The sequence below is a fragment of the uncultured Nostoc sp. genome (genome assembly GCF_964245445.1).
In the GTDB taxonomy this organism is placed as follows: domain Bacteria; phylum Cyanobacteriota; class Cyanobacteriia; order Cyanobacteriales; family Nostocaceae; genus Nostoc.
This window is the reverse complement of record NZ_CAXTNE010000140.1, coordinates 1-20024: the sequence shown is the minus strand read 5'-3', so window position 1 is coordinate 20024 and position 20024 is coordinate 1. Positions and strand designations below refer to the sequence as shown.

At 42.4% G+C, this 20024-nt stretch carries 17 protein-coding genes; 11 read left to right on the top strand and 6 right to left on the bottom strand.

What is annotated here, in order from left to right:
- Window positions 1-110: 110 nt before the first annotated feature.
- Entirely contained in the window at window positions 111-275 is a 165-nt protein-coding gene (locus tag ACFE90_RS21915) for a hypothetical protein (RefSeq protein ID WP_167407613.1), read from the bottom strand.
- Window positions 276-1036: 761 nt separating this feature from the next.
- Here ACFE90_RS21915 and ACFE90_RS21910 point away from each other — a divergent pair.
- Entirely contained in the window at window positions 1037-1531 is a 495-nt protein-coding gene (locus ACFE90_RS21910) for an NUDIX hydrolase (RefSeq protein ID WP_375504259.1), read from the top strand.
- A gap of 219 nt (window positions 1532-1750) precedes the next feature.
- Window positions 1751-2560 carry an alpha/beta fold hydrolase gene (locus tag ACFE90_RS21905; RefSeq protein WP_375504257.1) on the top strand — a complete coding sequence of 270 codons (810 nt, stop codon included), beginning with the start codon at window positions 1751-1753 and terminating at the stop codon, window positions 2558-2560.
- Between the two features lie 88 nt (window positions 2561-2648).
- Here the strand turns inward: ACFE90_RS21905 and ACFE90_RS21900 are convergent, their stop codons facing one another.
- Window positions 2649-2882 carry a hypothetical protein gene (locus ACFE90_RS21900; protein ID WP_375504255.1) on the bottom strand — a complete coding sequence of 78 codons (234 nt, stop codon included), beginning with the start codon at window positions 2880-2882 and terminating at the stop codon, window positions 2649-2651.
- Window positions 2883-3139: 257 nt separating this feature from the next.
- On the opposite strand from ACFE90_RS21900, the gene ACFE90_RS21895 reads away from it, so the two are divergent.
- Together ACFE90_RS21895 and ACFE90_RS21890 are read left to right on the top strand one after the other, a co-directional pair.
- Complete coding sequence (locus ACFE90_RS21895; protein ID WP_375504253.1) at window positions 3140-4297, top strand: FIST signal transduction protein; 1158 nt, start codon at window positions 3140-3142, stop codon at window positions 4295-4297.
- 7 nt (window positions 4298-4304) lie between these two features.
- A complete protein-coding gene (locus tag ACFE90_RS21890; protein WP_375504251.1) occupies window positions 4305-5396 on the top strand; it encodes a sensor histidine kinase in 1092 nt (363 codons plus the stop codon).
- Between the two features lie 127 nt (window positions 5397-5523).
- Here ACFE90_RS21890 and ACFE90_RS21885 read toward each other — a convergent pair whose 3' ends face one another.
- Window positions 5524-6375 carry a pantothenate kinase gene (locus ACFE90_RS21885; protein ID WP_375504249.1) on the bottom strand — a complete coding sequence of 284 codons (852 nt, stop codon included), beginning with the start codon at window positions 6373-6375 and terminating at the stop codon, window positions 5524-5526.
- 110 nt (window positions 6376-6485) lie between these two features.
- On the opposite strand from ACFE90_RS21885, the gene ACFE90_RS21880 reads away from it, so the two are divergent.
- The 3 genes from ACFE90_RS21880 (at window position 6486) to ACFE90_RS21870 (ending at window position 10503) form a co-directional block, all read left to right on the top strand.
- Window positions 6486-8210: a diflavin flavoprotein gene (locus ACFE90_RS21880; protein ID WP_375504247.1), complete on the top strand. Its 1725-nt coding sequence runs from the start codon at window positions 6486-6488 to the stop codon at window positions 8208-8210.
- Between the two features lie 135 nt (window positions 8211-8345).
- Complete coding sequence (locus ACFE90_RS21875; protein WP_375504245.1) at window positions 8346-10058, top strand: diflavin flavoprotein; 1713 nt, start codon at window positions 8346-8348, stop codon at window positions 10056-10058.
- 55 nt (window positions 10059-10113) lie between these two features.
- Entirely contained in the window at window positions 10114-10503 is a 390-nt protein-coding gene (locus ACFE90_RS21870; RefSeq protein WP_375504243.1) for a DUF4440 domain-containing protein, read from the top strand.
- Between the two features lie 150 nt (window positions 10504-10653).
- On the opposite strand, the gene ACFE90_RS21865 is transcribed toward ACFE90_RS21870, so the two are convergent.
- On the bottom strand, window positions 10654-10977 hold the full coding sequence (locus ACFE90_RS21865) for an RNA recognition motif domain-containing protein (RefSeq protein WP_375504241.1): 324 nt from the start codon (window positions 10975-10977) through the stop codon (window positions 10654-10656).
- A gap of 252 nt (window positions 10978-11229) precedes the next feature.
- Complete coding sequence (locus ACFE90_RS21860; RefSeq protein WP_375504239.1) at window positions 11230-11769, bottom strand: phycobiliprotein lyase; 540 nt, start codon at window positions 11767-11769, stop codon at window positions 11230-11232.
- Between the two features lie 834 nt (window positions 11770-12603).
- On the opposite strand from ACFE90_RS21860, the gene ACFE90_RS21855 reads away from it, so the two are divergent.
- From ACFE90_RS21855 to ACFE90_RS21845, 3 genes are all read left to right on the top strand, one after another.
- Window positions 12604-13917, top strand: a complete 1314-nt coding sequence (locus ACFE90_RS21855; protein ID WP_375504262.1) for an efflux RND transporter periplasmic adaptor subunit — start codon at window positions 12604-12606, stop codon at window positions 13915-13917.
- Between the two features lie 68 nt (window positions 13918-13985).
- The gene (locus tag ACFE90_RS21850) at window positions 13986-17303 is read left to right on the top strand and encodes an efflux RND transporter permease subunit (protein ID WP_375504237.1); all 3318 of its coding nucleotides are present in this window, start codon (window positions 13986-13988) and stop codon (window positions 17301-17303) included.
- Between the two features lie 373 nt (window positions 17304-17676).
- Window positions 17677-18339 carry a hypothetical protein gene (locus tag ACFE90_RS21845; protein ID WP_375504235.1) on the top strand — a complete coding sequence of 221 codons (663 nt, stop codon included), beginning with the start codon at window positions 17677-17679 and terminating at the stop codon, window positions 18337-18339.
- On the opposite strand, the gene ACFE90_RS21840 is transcribed toward ACFE90_RS21845, so the two are convergent.
- The gene (locus tag ACFE90_RS21840; protein ID WP_375504233.1) at window positions 18336-19403 is read right to left on the bottom strand and encodes a glycosyltransferase family 4 protein; all 1068 of its coding nucleotides are present in this window, start codon (window positions 19401-19403) and stop codon (window positions 18336-18338) included. The two genes, ACFE90_RS21845 and ACFE90_RS21840, sit on opposite strands and share 4 nt — an antisense overlap.
- 421 nt (window positions 19404-19824) lie before the next feature.
- Between ACFE90_RS21840 and ACFE90_RS21835 the strand changes: the two genes are divergently transcribed.
- Window positions 19825-20024 (top strand): hypothetical protein (locus tag ACFE90_RS21835; protein ID WP_375504231.1); only part of this gene is annotated, 200 nt, incomplete at its 3' end.

The window sequence follows — 20024 nt, the reverse complement described above, 5'->3', positions numbered from 1 at the left end:
AGCCTTGATAGCCGCCCGCGCTCAAATCGCTGTCGAGTAATAAATAAGGGCGTACAAATGTGCGCCCTAAAAGATAAATAATCTAAATAACAAGGATCTAAGCAGACAGCTTATTCAGTGTCGGCTGCTGCTGCTCCTTCTTCTTCTTCACTCTTTGGTGGTCTTTGTTGGAACCTTCTCTGCATTCTTCCTGTAGTAGTCCGTTTACGAAACTTTCTGGCATACGCCTGGTTACGTAGCGCCTTTTCTTTTTTTGGGTTACGGCGCTTGGCCATGTTCACCTCATTAATAAACAACAAAAAAGTAGCAACTAGGCATCACGTAGGCAATATCAGTTACCAATGTTATTGATATACTTGTAGCCTAGTGCAGCAATAAATACGCTTTAAACAGTGTACTAGTCTATCGCATTCAACCTAGCTCTGTCAATAATAATTTAGAATTATCCCCACCAGCTAAATGAAAAGCCCGGAATAGAATTATGCGTGACTTTTGAGAGCCAGTTGCTTCTCCCTTGGCGCTAGCCTCTCCCTTTGGAAGAAGGGGAGACACTGCGCGTAGCTTGCTTCCCCGGAGGGGTACAACGTTTTTAACCCGCGTAACCCACTGGCTCCTTTTAACTTCCGCCTTGCGGTACTAGTTGTTGTTCTTAGAACAAACTAATCAATATTATCAAGAATTAGGTAGCGGTCTCAAACCCCGCTTAATTGTCTCTTCTAAATTTTGGATTCCAACTTATCATTCACATTATCTTTTTTAATGTGTCCTGAAAAATATTTAGTGATAGCTGGTTTGGGCAAGGCTAATGTTAGTTTTAAACTGAAAAACTTTCTGATTTAACAAACTTTATGTATATATGAATACAGTGCTTCTCTTGAAAGTTGATGTTAGAATCAATAATATTCTACGTAAATCGTGAGAATAAAATCTCAAACCGCAAACATTTTTGTATAAAACAAAACTCAAGGAAAATTTAATTAGTTGAGTTTATGTAAGTGGTAGAGAAGTATAGAATACAATACAAAAATTTTGAAGATTGAACGTTCTTGCTTTTTTTCCGGCAGCTGTCCAGTCCACACGTAGCTTATGGCGTATTGGACAAACAGTATTGGGTATTATATTTCGTCATCCCATTACTGGCACTAGTATCATCCCAATTTTACCCGATGGTCGGATTGTACTGATTCGGCGACGTGATGATGGTCTTTGGGCATTGCCTGGAGGCATAGTGGATTGGGGAGAAGATATTCCTAACACAGTCCGCCGGGAATTGATCGAGGAAACCGGGCTAGAATTGGTGAAAATCAATCGTTTAGTAGGAGTTTACTCAGCACCAGACCGCGATCCCAGAATCCATTCAATTTGTGTTGTGGTTGAAGCTGAGGTACATGGGACAATGGAAATTCAGGATACTTTGGAAGTTATGGAAATCCAAGCTTTCTCTCCCAACTTGCTACCTTCAGGACAGATGTCTCACGACCATACTCGGCAGTTGCAAGACTACTTGAATGGCTTGACAACACTGGCATAACAATATTTAGTCATTTGTCATTTGTCATTTGTCATTTGTCATTTGTCATTTATCGCCTAAGTATATGATCTAAGGAAGCTTCTCTACGAGATAAATTCGCGTTCAGCTCACACTTCTCTGTTTGTAATTTGTCCAAAGCTAATTACTAATGACTAATTACTAATGACCAATGACCAATGACTATTTATTATGGTGCTACAAGTTAACTACTAAATTAAAATGAATACACTATTCCGTAACTCGCGGATAAAGCTCTCTCAAGGGCTGATATTCTGGCGTGAAGTCGGTGAAAAAACTCCTATAATTTTTTTACATGGTGCTTGGAATGAGAGCAGTCAATGGTTATTTGTGATGGAGTCCCTTTCACAAGATTTCCATTGCTTTGCACTTGATTTGTTAGGGTTTGGTGAATCAGAAAATCCGAATATTCATCATTCGATAGATTTACAAGTAGAGTGTTTAGCTGAGTTTTTGCAAGCTGTAAAGCTAGAAAAAGTCTATTTAGTAGGGCATTCTCTTGGGGGTTGGATTGCTGCTAGTTATGCTTTAAAGTATCCAGAGAAACTTGATGGTGTGGTACTGCTAGCACCAGAGGGTGTAGAGATAGCAGGACAAGAAGAGTATTGCCAGAAGATGCGGCGATTACTGAACTATCCACCACTAATAGTTAAATTGTTGCGATCGCTAACTCTCTTCACTAAAACTCTGGTTTGGTATGAAAAAATTGCCCAGGATTTGCAATTACGTCAGGAATTGTTGCGTTACCCCATAGCTTGCCAGTTACTCTTCAAAAGGCGACAAGCAGAAATTGAGGCGGAATTAGTGCAAAAGCGACTTTACATGATCGATATCCCGGTTTTTATTTTACAAGGTGGCCAAGATACACCAGATGCTTTAGCTAAAAGTCGGGTTTATACTCAACTGATGCCGAAAGTCGAGTTGAAAATGATTGCCCATGCCGGAAATGACTTACCAGAATCTTGTGCTGGAGTTGTAGCGATGGAGATTCGGGAGTTTATTAAAGGGTAGGCATAGGGCATTGGTAATTGGAGAAATGTAAGTTACGTATCTTAAAAAGTCATAGTTTCAATCAATTAAACTAGTTATTGAAAGTTTGCTACCAATCCACTATACATATTTCTTTGCTTTCAAACAGGGATATATGTTTCAAGTTTGTTGTTATAACTATGACCTCATCAAAACTTTTCAATTGAAGAATTGCTTGTGCTGCAAGAATTACATCACCATCCAATATCCTTGCTTGCTGTAGGCTTTCTCTGGTTTCCCCCTGCCTCATATATAAAGCTTGCTTTGAAACCCTGCATTCTTCACGGTAGCCTGTATCAGGCAATCACTCTTACTACAGTTAAACTAACGTCATTGCAGAATTAATCCTAATTCCACATAGAAAACACAATTTGATCCTTTGTCTAGCTGTTTTTGTTTGTATTATTTTATCATTTACAACCCGCGCATACTTATTTTGATCAGAAAAAGTTAGGTGAACTGAGATTTAGTTCCATGAAGTGGGAAATCTAATTATAGGTAGAGAAAGCTAACATCCGAATTGAATCAGCATACGGTATTTAAACTTACAATGAGGTAGTTGTGTTTCAAGTTGTTGTTGGTCATAGTGACGATCCTGATTCTCAAAATGCGATCGCTGAAGTTCTTCAAGAATGTAGCCGTTCCCTTGCAGGGTCAATTCCTCAGGCTGGACTTTTATTCACTGCTATAGACTTTGACCATGTATTAATTTTGCAACGCATCCAAGATACTTTTCCTGGAATTGAGTTGATTGGTGGAACTACAAATGGAGAAATCTCCTCAATTCTGGAGTTTCAGCAAGATTCTCTAACTTTAATGCTGTTTGCTACGGATGAAGTGGAAATTTGGGCAGGTATTGGACGAGGAGCATCCAAAAATCCAGCCCTTGCAGCCCAACAAGCGATCGCACAAGCAAAGGCAAAAAGTGCATCCCTGCCCCAATTGTGCCTCACCTTTCCCGATAGTCTGACGAGCAATGGGGTCTTGATTTTAGAGGGTTTAAAACAAAGTTTGGGAGAGCATGTTCCGATCATTGGGGGAATGGCTGCCGATGACTATACTTTTGAGAAAACCTACCAATTCTTCCAGGGTGAAGTGTTAAGTGATTCAGTGCCAGTGCTACTCTTCTCTGGACAACTACTATTTTCCCACGGAGTTGCCAGTGGTTGGACTCCCATCAGTCAACGTAGCCGTGTAACTAAAGTTAATGGCAACGTAGTCTATGAAATTGATGGACAGCGTGCCTTAGATTTCTACCAGCACTATCTCGGTGAAGAACGATTTGCGGCCAACTTTGCAATTCATGCTTTGGCGGTTTTTGAGGATCAAGACCATTTTTATATGCGGGCACCTAATGGTTACGATCAACAATCTGGTAGCGTTACCTTCTTCTCTGATATTCCTGAACAGGCAGTTGTGCAAATCACCGATGCAACTCGTGACAATATTCTGTCAGCTTCTGAGGTATCCCTAAAGAATGCTCTTGCTGATTATCCAGGTGTGGAGCCAACAGCAGGGTTACTTATTTCCTGTGCAGCCCGTCGGCGAATTCTGGGAACTCTGACTAGACTTGAGTATCAGCTAGTCAAAACTCATTTACCACAGGTATTGCCTTGCTGTGGTTTCTACGCTTATGGTGAAATTGCTCCTTTGGTAAGCAAAGGTCAAACGCAATATCATAACAAAACATTTGTCACACTGCTAATGGGAACAAAATAAGTAGTGTATGGATAACCAAGACGATTTCATCCAGATCCAAGAGTTGGAAAAGAAAAACCGGATCTTGCAAAAAAAGCTGGAACGCTGTCAAGCTGAACGTTGCCAGCTAGAAACTGACATTGGCACAAAGGAATTTTTACTGAAGAAAGTGATTTGTGAGTTAGAAGACTCTCGGAGAGACTTGCAGCACAGAAGCCAAGAATTAGAAAATACATTAGATAGTTTGCATAAAATGCAAGCTCAAATGATTCAAAGCGAAAAGATGTCTGCCCTGGGTCAAATGGTGGCAGGCATTGCTCACGAAATCAACAACCCTGTTAGTTTTATTTACGGCAACATACAACCGGCTGATGAATACGCCCAAAATTTATTCTCACTATTAGATCTCTACCAAAAACATTATCCCCAATCAGTTAAGGCAATTGAAGAGTTTGCAAATCTAATTGAACTAGATTTCTTAAGGTCAGACTTCCCCAAATTATTCAAATCGATGATGATGGGAGCGGAGCGGATTCGAGACATTGTGCTTTCCCTGCGGACTTTCTCGCGCTTAGACGAAACTGAAATGAAAGCGGTTGATATCCATGAGGGAATTGAGAGTACGATGATGATCGTTCAAAACCGCCTCAAGCCTACTGATCAGCGCCCACAAATTGAAGTGATTAAAGAATACGGCAACCTTCCCTTGGTTGAATGTTATGCTGGGCAGTTGAACCAAGTATTTTTGAATATTTTAGTGAATGCGATTGATGCTTTAGAAGATTCAGTGCTTAGAGGTCGGTGGGCAACACATAAACAACTAAAAGTGGATAATCCCCGAATTTATATTCGCACTCAATTACTAACGCCAAATCAAGTCACAATTCGCATTGCCGACAACGGACTGGGACTACCAGAAGATGCTAAAAAGCAAATATTTAATCCCTTTTTTACGACAAAGCCCGTTGGACAAGGTACGGGGATGGGATTGGCTATTAGTTACCAAATTATCACAGAAAGACATGGCGGTTCTTTAGAATGCATTTCGCAACCAGGAGTTGGTGCTGAGTTTATCATTTGCATTCCTCTGATTCAACAGCGTCAAATTTATAATGCTTGATATTACAGTGATTACATAAAGCGGTGATGTTTTGCGTATAACTTAACTACAGGTATTCTTTCTTAATTTTATTCCATCTATGCTTTAATCTGTCTGTTTATCTGACGAGCACCCCAATATTTCCCATTTACTCATCACCCATTACTATTTCTTGCATTCCCCAAAAAATTAAATTTGGTTCTACAATTAAATGTGCTGCAATTTCAGGATATAAGGCTTGCAGATAGTTCAGTAATAAAGTGCGATCGCCCCCTTTAATTGCAATTTTCCCATCAGTAAATAACTGCCACCACGTCTCAATAAAATCTTTAATTCCAGCTAATAGCGTGTAAACTACTCCACTTTGAATAGCCTCTGTTGTATTAAGAGCAAAGCGTCGTGGTAGAGACTGAAAATTTTGCGTTTCTACTAATGGTAATTGTCCTGTTTGTTGACCGAGAGTCGCAAACTGCAAGCCTAGTCCTGGCAGAATTGCACCTCCAATCAGACATTGGTTTGCATCCGCAGCTGTAAAAGTCAGCGCTGTTCCAGCATCAATCACCAACATTGGAAAATCCCAAGTTTTCCCCGCACCCCACAAAGCTAAAGCGCGGTCAATTCCTAATGTGGGATACATACCTTTGAGCGGTACTTGGTCTAAGGTAATAACGTGAACGTTGGGATAAGTTTGCCAAATAGCAGTTTGGCTAGGAACTACGCAGGCTATGAGGAGGGGAAGAGGGAAGGAAGGGGAGAGGAGGGGAATGTTAATGAGAGTGAAAAAATCACTTGGCTGATGAAGTGGAAAAATTTTCTCTAGTAAATCATCTAGGGTTTGACATTCAGCCAACTGATATATGACAGACTCAGGTAGATGGTCGGTATCCCAAGCTGAGTAAAGCGTCTCGCCTAGAAATAATGCCCAATGCAGCCGAGAATTCCCAATTTCTAAAGCTAGCCAAACATTCTCTGTGTGTTCTGGGTGCTTATGCGGTTTCACTGTTTTAACTTTTTTAAGTCAGTTATAGGTTTTTTAATAAAAATTAACATTCAAGGCATGTAACAATAAAACTAGAGGAATAAATACTCAATTTGTCAAGGAGGGGAGTTATGGTAGCGCTCACCGAAAAAACTGAAAAACGGCTGACCATACAGCAGGTGGAAATCGCTCAAGAGACGACGGCTATTCGCTCACTGGATTGGGATCGCGATCGCTTCGATATTGAGTTTGGTCTGCAAAACGGTACCACTTATAACTCGTTTCTCATCCGTGGGGAGCAGACTGCCCTAGTTGATACCTCCCACGAAAAGTTTCGTCAACTATACTTTGATACGCTTAACGAACTAATCAAGCCAACAGAGATTGATTATTTGATTATCAGCCACACCGAGCCAGACCATAGCGGTTTAGTTAAAGATTTGCTGCAAATGGCTCCAGAAATAACCGTTGTTGGTTCTAAAGTGGCGATTCAGTTTCTTGAAGAATTCGTACATCAGCCATTTAAACGGCGGATTGTGAAAAATGGCGATCGCTTAGATTTGGGCAATGGTCATGAATTGGAATTCGTGATTGCTCCAAATTTACACTGGCCGGATACCATTTTCAGCTTTGACCACAAAACCAAAATTCTCTATACTTGCGATGCATTTGGGTTGCACTATTGCTCAGATAACACCTTTGATGAAGACCTAGCGGCTATCGAAGAAGACTTTCATTACTACTACGATTGCTTGATGGGGCCGAATGCACGGTCAGTTTTATCTGCCCTGAAACGAATGGGAGAATTGAAAACCATCGGCATGATTGCCACAGGACACGGGCCATTATTATCTCACAATGTTGAGGAACTAGTTGGACGTTACCGCACTTGGAGCCAAACGCAAGCCAAGCCAGAAACGGTAGTTGGAATATTTTACGTTTCCGAATACGGATATAGCGATCGCCTCGTGCAAGCAATCGCTAACGGCATCGGTAAAACTGGTGTCGCCGTGGAAATTGTCGATTTGGGATCTGAAGTCGATTTACAATATCTGCGGGAATTAGTTAGCCGTTGTGCTGGGCTAATCGTTGGTCTACCTCCGGCTTCTGGCGCTGCGAGCATCCAATCTGCACTCAGCACAGTTTTAGGATCTGCCAAAGAAAAGCAAGCTATCGGCGTATTTGAAACTGGCGGTGGCGATGATGAGCCGATAGATCCTTTGGTGAGTAAATTCCGCAATTTGGGTTTGACAACGGTTTTTCCAGCAATTCGGATTAAACAAACACCTACAGAAAATACCTACAAGCTGTGTGAAGAAGCGGGAACAGACTTAGGGCAATGGGTAACACGCGATCGCAGTATCAAAGCCATGAAATCCCTTGGTGCTGACTTAGATAAAGCATTAGGTAGACTTAGCGGCGGATTATATATCATCACTGCCAAAAAAGGCGATGTATCCAGTGCGATGTTAGCCTCTTGGGTTGCTCAAGCCAGCTTCAAACCCTTGGGATTTTCCATTGCAGTAGCCAAAGATCGGGCAATTGAATCACTCATGCAAGTAGGCGATCGTTTTGTTCTCAACATCTTAGAAGAAGGCAATTTCCAACCACTAATGAAACACTTTTTGAAACGGTTCGCCCCTGGTGCCGATCGCTTTGAAGGAGTGAGAACCCAGCCAGCCCAAAATGGTGCGCCTATCCTTAACGACGCCCTCGCCTACATGGAGTGCGAAGTCGTCAGTAGAATGGATTGCGGCGACCATTGGGCAGTATACAGCACCGTCTACGCCGGACGAGTTTCTAAGCCAGATGCTTTAACTGCTGTGCATCACCGCAAAGTTGGTAATCACTATTAGGGACTAGGGATTGGGGACTAGGGATTGGGGACTAGGGACTAGGGACTGGGAAAAAGTTTTCCAAATACCCAATACCCAGTCCCCAATACCCGGTCCCCAGTACCCAATCACCAGTACCCAATCCCCAATAAAGCTATGTCAACAAATAAACCCCGTGATGTTCAAGTTTATCCAATAGCTACAGATACAAGAATACTGCGATCGCGCAGTTGGTCAAGGCTCAGGTTTGAAATTGAATACGCTCTTGCCAAGGGTACAACTGCCAATTCTTATTTAATAGAAAGCGAAAAAACTGCCATCATTGACCCTCCAGGGGAAACGTTTACGGAAATTTATTTAAAAGCGTTGCAGCAGCGTTTCCATCTCGAAGATTTAGATTATGTAATTTTGGGACACGTCAACCCCAACCGCGCTGCAACTTTAAAAGCTTTGTTGGAAATTGCCCCGCAAATCACTTTTGTTTGTTCTAATCCAGGGGCGAGAAATTTACGCGGGGCGCTGGAAATTCCAGATTTGCAAATTATTGTGATGCGGGGCGAAGAAACCCTAGATTTAGGTAATGGGCATAATTTACAATTTATTCCCACTCCCAATCCCCGCTATGCAGATCAACTTTGCACCTACGATCCGCAAACAGAAATTCTGTACTCAGATAAGTTATTTGGGGCGCATGTTTGCGGAGATCAAGTATTTGATGAAGGCTGGGAAGTATATAACGAAGATCGGCGCTATTATTTTGATTGCCTCATGGCTCCCCACGCGCGTCAAGTTGAAACAGCGCTGGAGAAATTAGCTGATTTTCCCGTAAGAATGTATGCCACTGGACACGGGCCTTTGGTACGCTATGGCTTAATCGAACTAACTAAAGCTTATCGAGAATGGAGTCAACAGCAAACATTTGCTGACTTGACAGTGGCCTTGATTTATGCATCAGCTTATGGGAATACGGCAACATTAGCCCAAGCGATCGCTCGTGGGGTTACAAAAGCTGGTGTCGCTATAGAATCGATTAACTGCGAATTTACTGAACCAGAAGAAATCCGGGCGGCTGTGGAAAAAGCCGGTGGTTTCATCATCGGTTCTCCGACCCTTGGCGGTCATGCACCCACACCCGTGCAAACAGCTTTAGGAATTGTACTATCCACCGCTACTAACAATAAACTCGCTGGTGTATTTGGTTCCTTTGGCTGGAGTGGAGAAGCGGTTGATTTAATTGAAGGTAAATTGAAAGATGCTGGCTATCGGTTTGGTTTTGACACCATCCGCGTAAAATTTAAACCCGACGATGCTACCTTACAATTGTGTGAAGAAGCTGGAACCGACTTTGCCCAAGCCCTGAAGAAAGCTAGAAAAGTGCGATCGCCAAGTCAACCTGCAACAACTGTAGAACAAGCAGTTGGTCGGATTGTCGGTTCTCTTTGTGTTCTCACAGCAAAAGAAGGCGATCGCTCCAGTGCCATGTTAGCCTCTTGGGTGTCTCAAGCTAGCTTTAGTCCCCCAGGTTTAACCATAGCTGTAGCTAAAGACCGCGCAGTAGAAACACTGACACATACAGGAAACAAATTTGTCCTCAATATTCTTAAAGAAGGCAATCACTTGGGATTGATGAAGCACTTTCTCAAACCATTCGGCCCAGGACAAGACCGATTTGCTGATGTCGCTGCCGAAGAAGCTGAGAATGGTTCTTTTATACTTACAAATGCTTTAGCATATCTGGAATGTTCTGTACAAAACCGGATGGAATCTGGCGACCATTGGCTAGTTTATGCCACTGTTGAGAATGGCAAATTGTTAGATAGTGATGGTGTTACAGCCGTGCATCATCGCAAATCGGCAACTCATTATTAATCAATTCTCTAAGCCAAAACTTTTTATCGAAGGCATAATCAACTCCAGCAAGTAGATGAAAGCAGACTATTTAGAGAAATCGCTTTTCCGTGAGTTGGAGGAGCGTTTGCTTCAACCGGATGTACGAAAGTCAGCTAAAGATGTCATGGACTTACTTGCCGACGAGTTCATTGAGTTCGGAAGTTCAGGGCGTGTTTTCGACAAACAGCAAATTATTAACAGCTTGCAGAATGAACCCATCGAATCCTTAACGCAAAGAGCGATAACAGAATTTAAAACCTTAGTTTTGGCAAAAGGGGTTGTTTTAGTAACCTATCGTGTAGTCAGACATATATCTGGCGAACAACCTGTTAATTCACTGCGAAGTTCCATCTGGAAATTCGACAATACTCAATGGAAAATGATCTTTCATCAGGGCACTCTGGTTAGAGAATCACAGACGTGAGGGAGCATCCCAATGTAAGCAAATTCACCAAAATCCTTACTTGTCATTCTATTGAGTATTATTCATAAGTAAAGTTTTGCATAAAAAAGGCTCAAGCATTGCTGCCTGAGCCTTTTCTAGATTCAACTAAATGACTTTCGCCTACTTAGCTTAGTAGCGACCACGGTTGTAGCCGCCGCCGCCACCGCCACGATTACCACCACCACCACCACCGAAGGAACCACCTCGGTCTTCTCTGGGCTTCGCCTTATTCACTTTAAGGTCGCGGCCCAGCCATTCAGCACCATCAAGCGCTTCAATAGCTTTGGTTTCTTCATCTTCTGAACTCATTTCCACGAAAGCAAAGCCGCGTAAACGACCTGTTTCACGGTCAGTAGGTAACTGAACACGCTTTACAGCACCATATTCTGCAAATACAGCACTCAGCGCATCTTGTGTAACTTCATAGGAGAGGTTACCAACGTAAATTGACATTAAATGTCTCCAAAATCATAAGTTTGTAGAGATTTAGATTTCGGAGAGAAGTCTGTAATACCAAAAGGGAAAAGCCTGTCAATACTAAAAACAAACACTGTCGCCGAATTAATTCTCATTTCACTTCCCATGATGACATAGCAAATAACTTTCTAGGGGAAATTTTCAAAACTGTTATAAAAAGTTATATAGCAGTACGCTTTGATTTTTGAAATTGTTTGCCTAGACAGGGAGTAGGGAGTGGGGAAGAAGCTAATCTATTCTCTTTTCTAAATATTGCCCAATCATCAACTGCTCACCAGCACGAGAGATGATCGTCTGTCTGGTGCGGTATTTGCTGCCAATTAGCTTTAACTCTTCCTCAAACACTGAACCGTTGTATTCAGTTCGCAAACACAGTGTTTTTGGGTTGGAGAAATAATACTGGGCGGTGACTGGTTTGGATATGGCAAAACCGCGATCGCGATACAAAATGTTTCCCATTACCCCAAATATTGTTGAACCTTGCGATTCTTTCTTTGTGTTTAGCACATCGCTACTTTCCCAAACAACTGCTGCACCACAGATTAAACTACCTGCTTCAGACAAATCATGCATCTGAGCTAGCTTTTGCAATTCATCACAGCCCTGCTCTAAAAAATCGATCGTAACTATACTTTCGATCTCCTTAGTTTCTCCCTGCGGTAGGGTGTAATAGCGTCGTTGCGATCGCCACTTCCCCCCTGATTCCTGAAAAAATTCGGAAATCTGGGATTCATCAGTGGTTTGTACAATTCTGAGCAATGATGTCACGCCTTACCTTCCTCACCTAATGCAAATATATTTCTGGCAAAAAAGTTCATTTTTGCTGTTGTTGCTATGGTACTTATCGCCCTGTTCTTGCCATATTACGCAAGGGGGATAAGAGAAAATAGTGTTTTCCACTATATTATAGACATAAAAAGCAATAAATGTTTAATATTCTTAATACACAACTACTATAAGTATACGTATTTACGTTCTAATGAAGCATGTAAAAACAAGGGTAATTATTGTAATACCGCCCATGTTAGGATATGAGGCAAAAAGTTTCATATCTTTAGAAAAACCCAGGTTTCTCCTATAGGTAGATTTCAGAAAACTAACAAATATTTATACTCAGTTTATAATTTATTATCTGCAAGAAGATTTTCTACCTCTGCGTAAGAAGTAGAGCGGTGAGAAGTTTTGGATTTTTATGGGAAAACAGTAATTTTTGATACAGAAAGTTACTGTTAGACAGCTTACGAATTCTCGCCGTTTTTCGTTAATGAAATCTCTCAAAATTAATTACTTGATAAAACACGGCTGTTTAACCCCAAAAGCTCCCCAATAAGAGAAAAATAAATGATTTTGGATATGAATAAGCCGCACAAACAGGTGAAAATGACTGATCCGGTAGCCGCCAACCAGCTCATTAATATCCAGTTAAATTCAGTTGTAAAGACTGAGGTAGCTATGCCTGGGGCGGGCTACGCCTACGCAGATTTAAAGAGTAGACTTCTTGCAAACAGCACTAGTGCAACAGGTAGAAAAGCTAAAGGAAAAAATTATTTACTTTCCTCCAGTGTAAGAAGTTTATTAATTTCTTGTTTGCTAGGTATAGGAATGCTGACAGCAAGTTGTGGCTCGTCGCCCAAAGAATCAGCAGATGCACAATCTCAGAGTCCTGATAGTAAAGAACGCCGTGGTGCAACACCTGTAGATGTGGCGATCGCTCGAACTGACTTGCTCGAAAAACAACTAGAATATACAGGTAATACAACACCCTTTCGGATTGTATCAGTGCGATCGCAGGTAGAAGCCCGGTTGTTGGCTTTGAACCTTGATGTGGGCGATACGGTAAAACTTGGGCAGAACGTCGGGCAGTTAGATGATGCCATACTTTCGACCCAATTAAAGCAAGCAGAAGCAGAATTAGCAGCCCTGAAATCAGAAGTAGCTAGGGCAACCAATCAGGTAAGCAATGCCCGTGCAGATGTTGAACGGGCACGGCTAGAAGTGGTACAAGCCCAGGCAGACTCCCAACGGCAGCAGAGGTTGTTCAAAGCCGGAGCGATCGCTGAACAAACTGCCCAGCAAGCACGTACCCAGGCAAAAACAGCAGCACAGGCACTACGGGCAGCCCAAGAGCAGGTTCGTACAGAACAGCAAGCCGTCGCTGCTGCCCAAGGTAGAGTACTTGCCCAACAGGCATTGGTTGCTCAAACCAAAGAGCGCAGTTCTTACGCTCAACTGACATCCCCGATTACTGGCATAGTCACAGAAAAGGTGACAGAACCCGGTAACCTTCTGCAAGCAGGTAGCGAAGTCTTAAAAATTGGCGATTTTAACCGTGTCAAAGTCGTAGTGCAAGTTTCCGAATTAGAACTGGCACAAATTCAGGTTGGGCAGTCTGTACAAGTCCGCTTAGATGCCTTCCCCAAGGAAACATTAATTGGCAGAGTTACGCGCATTTCCCCAGCTGCCGATGCCACAGCTCGCTTGATACCTGTAGAAGTAGTGATTCCCAACACTCAAGGGAAAATTGGTAGTGGACTGCTGGGGCGAGTCAATTTTGAAACCCAGACTCAACAGCGCGTAGTAGTGCCGCAAACAGCTATTCAGAAACAAGCAGGCACTAAGAACTCCAAGGGTACAGGAGAGACGCAAACAAATGTACAACAGGACTCTTCCCCAGCTAACACATCTGGGATAGCAAAGGCAAATTCACAAGACCGAAGTGGGGAAATATTTGTCGTCAAAGACACAGAAGGCAAAACCAAGGTAACAGCACGAGCCGTAATGTTGGGAAAAAGGGCTGATGGGAGAGTGGAAATTTTATCCGGTTTGCAAACGGGAGAGCGCTATGTTGTTCGTAGTGGTAAGCCGTTAAAAGAAGGTGACACTGTAAGTCTTTCAATTCTTTCAGAAAAGCAATAGTAGGGTGAGTAATAACCACCATACCAAGGAAAAAAGTACTTAGTAGTCAGCACTTATCACTTAGTATCATGCAACAGGCGAACAATAATAATGGCAATGGCGGATTTAGTCTTAGTGCGATCGCTATCCGCCAACACATTGGCACACTCATGCTCACCGTGGCAGTAATTGTCATTGGGGTGTTTTTTCTCACCACGATCCAAGTCGATCTCCTACCCTCAATTACCTATCCACGAGTTAGTGTCCGGCTAGAAGCCCCTGGTATTTCCCCAGAAGTAGCAGTAGATGAAATCACCCGACCCTTAGAAGAAGCTTTATCGGCAACCGAGAATGTAGTGCAAGTTTTTTCTCGCACCCGTGAAGGACAGGTAAGCCTCGATTTATACTTCCAACCAGGGGGCGATATTGACCAAGCCCTAAACGATGCTACTGCTGCTTTTAACCGAGGGCGAGGACAACTGCCAGATACGATAGAGGAGCCGCGATTATTTAAACTCGATCCCTCCCAATTACCGATTTATGAATTGGCATTGACATCTGCTTCTTTGCCAGGTAAAGATTTACGCGTATTTGCTGATGAAGAGTTAACCCGTGAACTCAGTGTCGTGCCGGGAGTCGCCTCAGTCGATGTATCTGGTGGTGCTGAGGAAGAAGTACGAGTGCTTGTTGATTTAAACCGATTGCAAGCTTTAGGCGTGGGGTTAAATGATGTCTTAGATGAATTAACAGCCCGTAACCAAGATACTTCTGGTGGTCGGATTCTAGGGCAAACTTCCGAGCCATTGACTCGGACTGTAGGGCGCTTCCAAAATGCCAAGGAAATAGAAAACCTCTCTGTAAAAGTTTCATCCCCTGCAACGCCAGCAACGCCAGCAACGCCAGCAACGCCAGCCTCCCCTACCTCCTCTACCTCTCCTGCACCTTCTCGCCGCGTTTATTTGCGAGACTTTGCAAAGGTAATTGACGATACAGAAGACCAGCGAGTATTTGTTTACCTGAATCGTCAGCCTGCGGTGAAATTTTCAATCCAAAAGCAGCCTGAGGCCAACACAATTACCGTTGTAGATGCTGTGAAGCGGCGAATTGAACAATTACGACAATCGGGTTTAATTCCAGCAGATATGACTTTGAGTCCCACCACAGATGAATCTGTTTTTATCCGCAATTCTTTAAATGATGTCATCTTTTCAGGGATTTCTGGAGCATTGTTAGCAGCAGCAGCAGTGTTGTTATTTTTGGGATCATTCAGGCAAACATTGATTATCAGTTTGACGATTCCGTTGTGTACTCTGGCAGCGATCGCTCTGATGAGAATATTTGGCTTGACTTTGAATGTGTTTAGTTTAGCAGGTTTGACATTAGGAGTCGGTCAAGCAATTGATACATCCGTTGTGATCTTAGAAAACATTTCTGAAAAAGCGGGAATGACTCCCAATCAGAAAGAGATGGAGGCAGGGGAGCAGAGGATCAGAGGAGCAGAGGAGAAGGGGAGAAATTCAAAATTCTTTATTGACAGTGCCATTAATGCTTCCCAAGAAGTAGAATCTGCTTTAGTTGCTGCTACAGGTGCTAACTTAGTTTCTGTAGTACCATTCCTCTTAATTGGCGGCTTTATTGCACTGCTATTTAATGAACTGATTCTGACAATTAGCTTCGCAGTAGCAGCATCCCTTGTCGTCGCCATCACAATAGTGCCGATGCTATCTTCTCGACTCTTGGGAATTCGCTGGTCTAGTCGGATCAGTGAATTTTGGCTGCTTAGACAGTTTAATCACCGATTTGAAGATGCTACACGGGGATACAGTAATTTCTTAACCAAGGTTTTACGCTATCGGCTCCTTGTCGTTATCGCTGCTTTGGTAATTTTAGGCGGCAGCAGCTTCTTTATGTTTGGTCAAATTCCCCAAGAAATTTTACCCCGCATCAGTACTGGTCAAGCTAACTTGAGAGCGCAGTTTCCTCCTGGTACACCTTTAGCAACTTCTGAAAAAGTTATGCAAATTGTTGATGACATTTTGCTTAAACAACCAGAAACCGAGTCTGCTTTCACAACTGTGGGTGGTAATTTATTTGGCAGCAGTACTACAGAAAATCCTTTACGTGCCAGTAGCACCATCAATTTAAAACCAGGCACAGATGTCGAAGCTTTCGTCAAAAAAGTAACTCAGGAATTTAACAAACTCAACTTAGCAGGAATTCTGCTGCGCCTCAACCCTGGTCAGGTGCGAGGTTTAATCTTGAGTAATTCTCCAGTGCAAGGGTCAGACGTTGACGTGATTCTGCAAGGTGAGAATGAAGAAAACTTAACGCAAGCAGGCGCACAAGTGCTGCAAGCATTGCAAGAAAGGGCAAAATTAGCGACATTCCGACCAGATGCCGACCCCCGGCAACCAGAAATCCAAATTCGCCCCGACTGGGAACGAGTTTCGGCTTTAGGATTGAGCGCTCAACAAATTGGTGCAACAGTTCAAACAGCAATTGAAGGTTCAGTTCCTACGCAAATTCAACGCGGTAATCGTTTAGTTGATGTGCGGGTGCAGCTAAATAAAGAAGCAATTGCACGTCCTTCCCAGCTAGAACAATTACCGCTATTTACAGAAAACAATCAACTAATCCGCCTTTTTGATGTTGCGAACATTCAAGAAGGTCAAGCGCCTGGTGAGGTGCAACGGATTAATCAGCGTCAAGCTTTTATTGTGGCAGGTAATCTCACCGAGGGAGCTAGTCTTGGTGAAGCGATCGCAGAAGTCAACCAGGTACTCCAAGATGTAGACTTACCTGATGGCGTTTCAATTGTGCCTAGTTCTGCCCAAGAAACTAATCAGCAACTTCAGGATGCTTTAAAAACTTTGGGGGCGTTGGCGGTGTTCTTAATCTTTGTAGTCATGGCGGTACAATACAATTCGCTGATTGACCCATTGGTAATTATCTTCACCGTACCACTGGCATTAGCTGGAGGAATTTTTGGACTTTACATTACCCAAACTGCAATTGGCGCAACTGTAATTGTTGGTGTCGTCTTGCTGGTGGGAATTGTAGTAAACGCAGGGATTCTAATGGTAGAACTGGCGAACCAAATTCGGGATGAAGAAGGTTGTACTCGCCAAATTGCCATTATGAAAGCTGCTCCTCAACGCTTGCGCCCAATTATCATGACTACAGTCACCACTATCTTGGGACTGTTTCCTTTGGCATTGGGCATTGGCGAAGGTTCTGAGTTTTTGCAGCCTTTAGGGATTGTAGTTTTCTTTGGGATGGCGATCGCTACAATGCTGACATTGTTTATCATCCCCTGTTTTTATATTCTGCTACACGATTTGCTAGGTAATAATTGGGCAAAGCCAGTATTAATTTGGTTGCGTGGATTTACGAAAAAATTGATTTGAATCCCTGATAGGGATTAAATTTTTCAACACGTTCTACGCTGGAATTTAAATTAACGTGATTTGCCAACGAAAAAACTTGTTGGTAGATCGCGTTAACTTAGATTTTCTCTATTCATATATTGTCTAATTTGTCAAGGCATAAGTTCTAATTTAGATTTTTTATAAAGATTGGGTAAAATACTAATTATTTTGATAAAGCATTACAAGAATTGTTTTATAAATCAACTTATGAGTAGATATAAAATCACTGAGCAGGCACACATTAACCGCTATTTATCTAGCAGGTAGATAACGGTTGAAAAGTGAGCTTTTGCTGTTTGATTTAACCCACGCAGTATAGTATTCTCTCAATCAATATAAAGAGGACAGAAATATGACTACAATAGCAACCAAAATAGCCTTATCTGTTCTAGGAGCAGCAGGAATTAGTTTATTGCCTTTGACACCAGCGAGAGCCTTCATCTTGGTAGAACCCATCGTGACAACTCAAAGTGAAGACATACTCAACACCAAAAAGCCAAGAACCCTTGGCCCAGAATATCAGCCAGGACAAGTAATAGAATATGGTGTCTCAGATGTAGCTAATAACTTTCTAAATAACACTGGGTACGATATAGAAAGCTTGGTCTTTGATTTAAAAACGCTTGCCTATAGTAATCCAGATTCGACTCCCGTATTTAATAATGAGCCGGTGCAGTGGGGAGATGTTAATGGAGATGGCAAGATTGGTTACTCTAATAACCCTGATCTAAAGGATATTTTTAGAGACATTAGCATAAAAGATAACATCATCACCTTTAGTGGTGGCGTAATCCCAAACGGAACCCTGTTTTACAATCCATTCGCTACCAACCCCAATGTATCGCCAGGTGCTGGAATCATTCCACCAGTGCCAGCAGAGCAAGTGGATAAAGATGGGCCAATCAGAGTGGCTAGTTATTACACTGCTGTTCCTGAATCAACTAATGTTTTGGGTGTACTAGTCTTTGGCGCTTTAGGTGTAGCTTTAAAAGTAAAGCGATCGCTACACTGTTAACGCTCTGACTCTGTAATTAATTCACGATACACCGCTAGTGTTTCCTGATGGACGCGGGCAACACTCAGCCACTCTAGGTTGTGATTTGCCCGTTGTTTCCATTTGTGCAACATATCGGCATTACTCAGTAATTGCACTAAAACTCCAGCCAAAGCATTACTATCTTTTGCTGGCACTAAAAGTCCTGCTTGCCCATTGTCCAAAGCTTCAGGAATTCCGTCTACTTGAGTGCCAACGATCGCAGTTCCAGCTTCTCTAGCTTCTGAAAGTACTAGGGGGCAAGGATCGCGGTGGGAAGCTAGCACAAATATGTCACAAGATATCAGATAGCGTTGAGGTGACGGTTGGAAGCCTTCAAAATGGATGCGTTCTTTTACAGAAGTTGCTTGTGCCTGTGCCTCAAATAGCTGTTTATCAGGGCCATTTCCTACCAAATAAAGATGCGCTTGGGGAAAATCTGAGGCAATTTGTTCAAAAGCAGCGATTAACTCAGCAATTCCCTTGCGTTGATACATCCCGGCTACAGTTGCGATCGCTGGACGTTGTAATGGTAAAGGTTGATAATCTTGTATTTGTCGCGTGCGGGGGCTGCCCAAAGTTCCATTACATATTACCCGCAGCTTGTTTTCGGAAATACCGCGCCGTGCCATAGAATCTCGCACAGCCTTACTGACAGCAATTACCCTGTCAGCTAAACCCATCAGCAGACTGGAACGCTGAAATTCGTTGTGGACTGTGGAAACTAAAGCATATTTATGCCCTTTAAAAATGCGGGCTAGGATGACTCCCGTCATCATGTGGGCGTGAACAATATCCGGCTGAAATTCTGCTGCGATCGCCAGGTAACGCACAGCTGCTTTAATAATACTTATCGGTTTCCTAGTTTGGTCTAATTGGTAGTGTTTGACACCACATATATTTAGTAATTTCTCATATTCACCACCAGCCGAAATAACCGCTACCTCATAACCAGATTTAGCCTGTAAACAAGCTAGATCCACGGCCACATTCACGATACCGTTACCTATTTCTTGAACGTGGTTCAAAATATGGATGATTCGCATAATCTTTAAGATATGTATAAAAAATAAAGATAATTAGCTAAGTGGAAATCAACATAATTCTTGAGGTGTTTAATGACAACTCAAAAGTAGTCAGTAGTGCGTAAAATTGACACTTGCTACTGACCAAGAGCGCTTATAACTAATTACTTAGCTAAAGACTTATTCATTAACATCTGAATAAATCGGGGTAAAAATCCAAAATTCTCAAGACTAAATCTGCTATTTCAGTCGCTACAGCCTTCTTGGCTTTCCTGAAATACTCTTCTGGCTTTACAAAAGTAGCAATTTGACTAATGATAAAAAAGGAAATTAATAGTAATAAATAATTCATTATTACTGTTAATAAGTGTGTGAAAACTTAGGAATAACAAAGCTTCAGTCAGTTTTAATTGAACTCAAAATTTTAGCTTGAAGTAACAAAATGACAACCTTACATACTCCACACTTCCAATTAAATTCTGTAATTCCCGCCTCATATACCCATAGCCTGGTCTTCATTGACACGGCAGTTGAAAACTATCAGAGTTTAGTTAACGGTGTTATCTCCCACACCGAAGTATTCGTTATTGGGGTACAGCCGGGATACGTGCAAAATGGGACACGATGCAAAGTTTTGTTAAT

Coding starts and splice junctions, on each gene's coding strand:
- ACFE90_RS21915 (WP_167407613.1), bottom strand. CDS start 275: ATGGCCAAGCGCCGTAACCCAAAAAAAGAAAAGGCGCTACGTAACCAG.
- ACFE90_RS21905 (WP_375504257.1), top strand. CDS start 1,751: ATGAATACACTATTCCGTAACTCGCGGATAAAGCTCTCTCAAGGGCTG.
- ACFE90_RS21890 (WP_375504251.1), top strand. CDS start 4,305: ATGGATAACCAAGACGATTTCATCCAGATCCAAGAGTTGGAAAAGAAA.
- ACFE90_RS21880 (WP_375504247.1), top strand. CDS start 6,486: ATGGTAGCGCTCACCGAAAAAACTGAAAAACGGCTGACCATACAGCAG.
- ACFE90_RS21875 (WP_375504245.1), top strand. CDS start 8,346: ATGTCAACAAATAAACCCCGTGATGTTCAAGTTTATCCAATAGCTACA.
- ACFE90_RS21870 (WP_375504243.1), top strand. CDS start 10,114: ATGAAAGCAGACTATTTAGAGAAATCGCTTTTCCGTGAGTTGGAGGAG.
- ACFE90_RS21865 (WP_375504241.1), bottom strand. CDS start 10,977: ATGTCAATTTACGTTGGTAACCTCTCCTATGAAGTTACACAAGATGCG.
- ACFE90_RS21855 (WP_375504262.1), top strand. CDS start 12,604: ATGCTGACAGCAAGTTGTGGCTCGTCGCCCAAAGAATCAGCAGATGCA.
- ACFE90_RS21850 (WP_375504237.1), top strand. CDS start 13,986: ATGCAACAGGCGAACAATAATAATGGCAATGGCGGATTTAGTCTTAGT.
- ACFE90_RS21845 (WP_375504235.1), top strand. CDS start 17,677: ATGACTACAATAGCAACCAAAATAGCCTTATCTGTTCTAGGAGCAGCA.
- ACFE90_RS21840 (WP_375504233.1), bottom strand. CDS start 19,403: ATGCGAATCATCCATATTTTGAACCACGTTCAAGAAATAGGTAACGGT.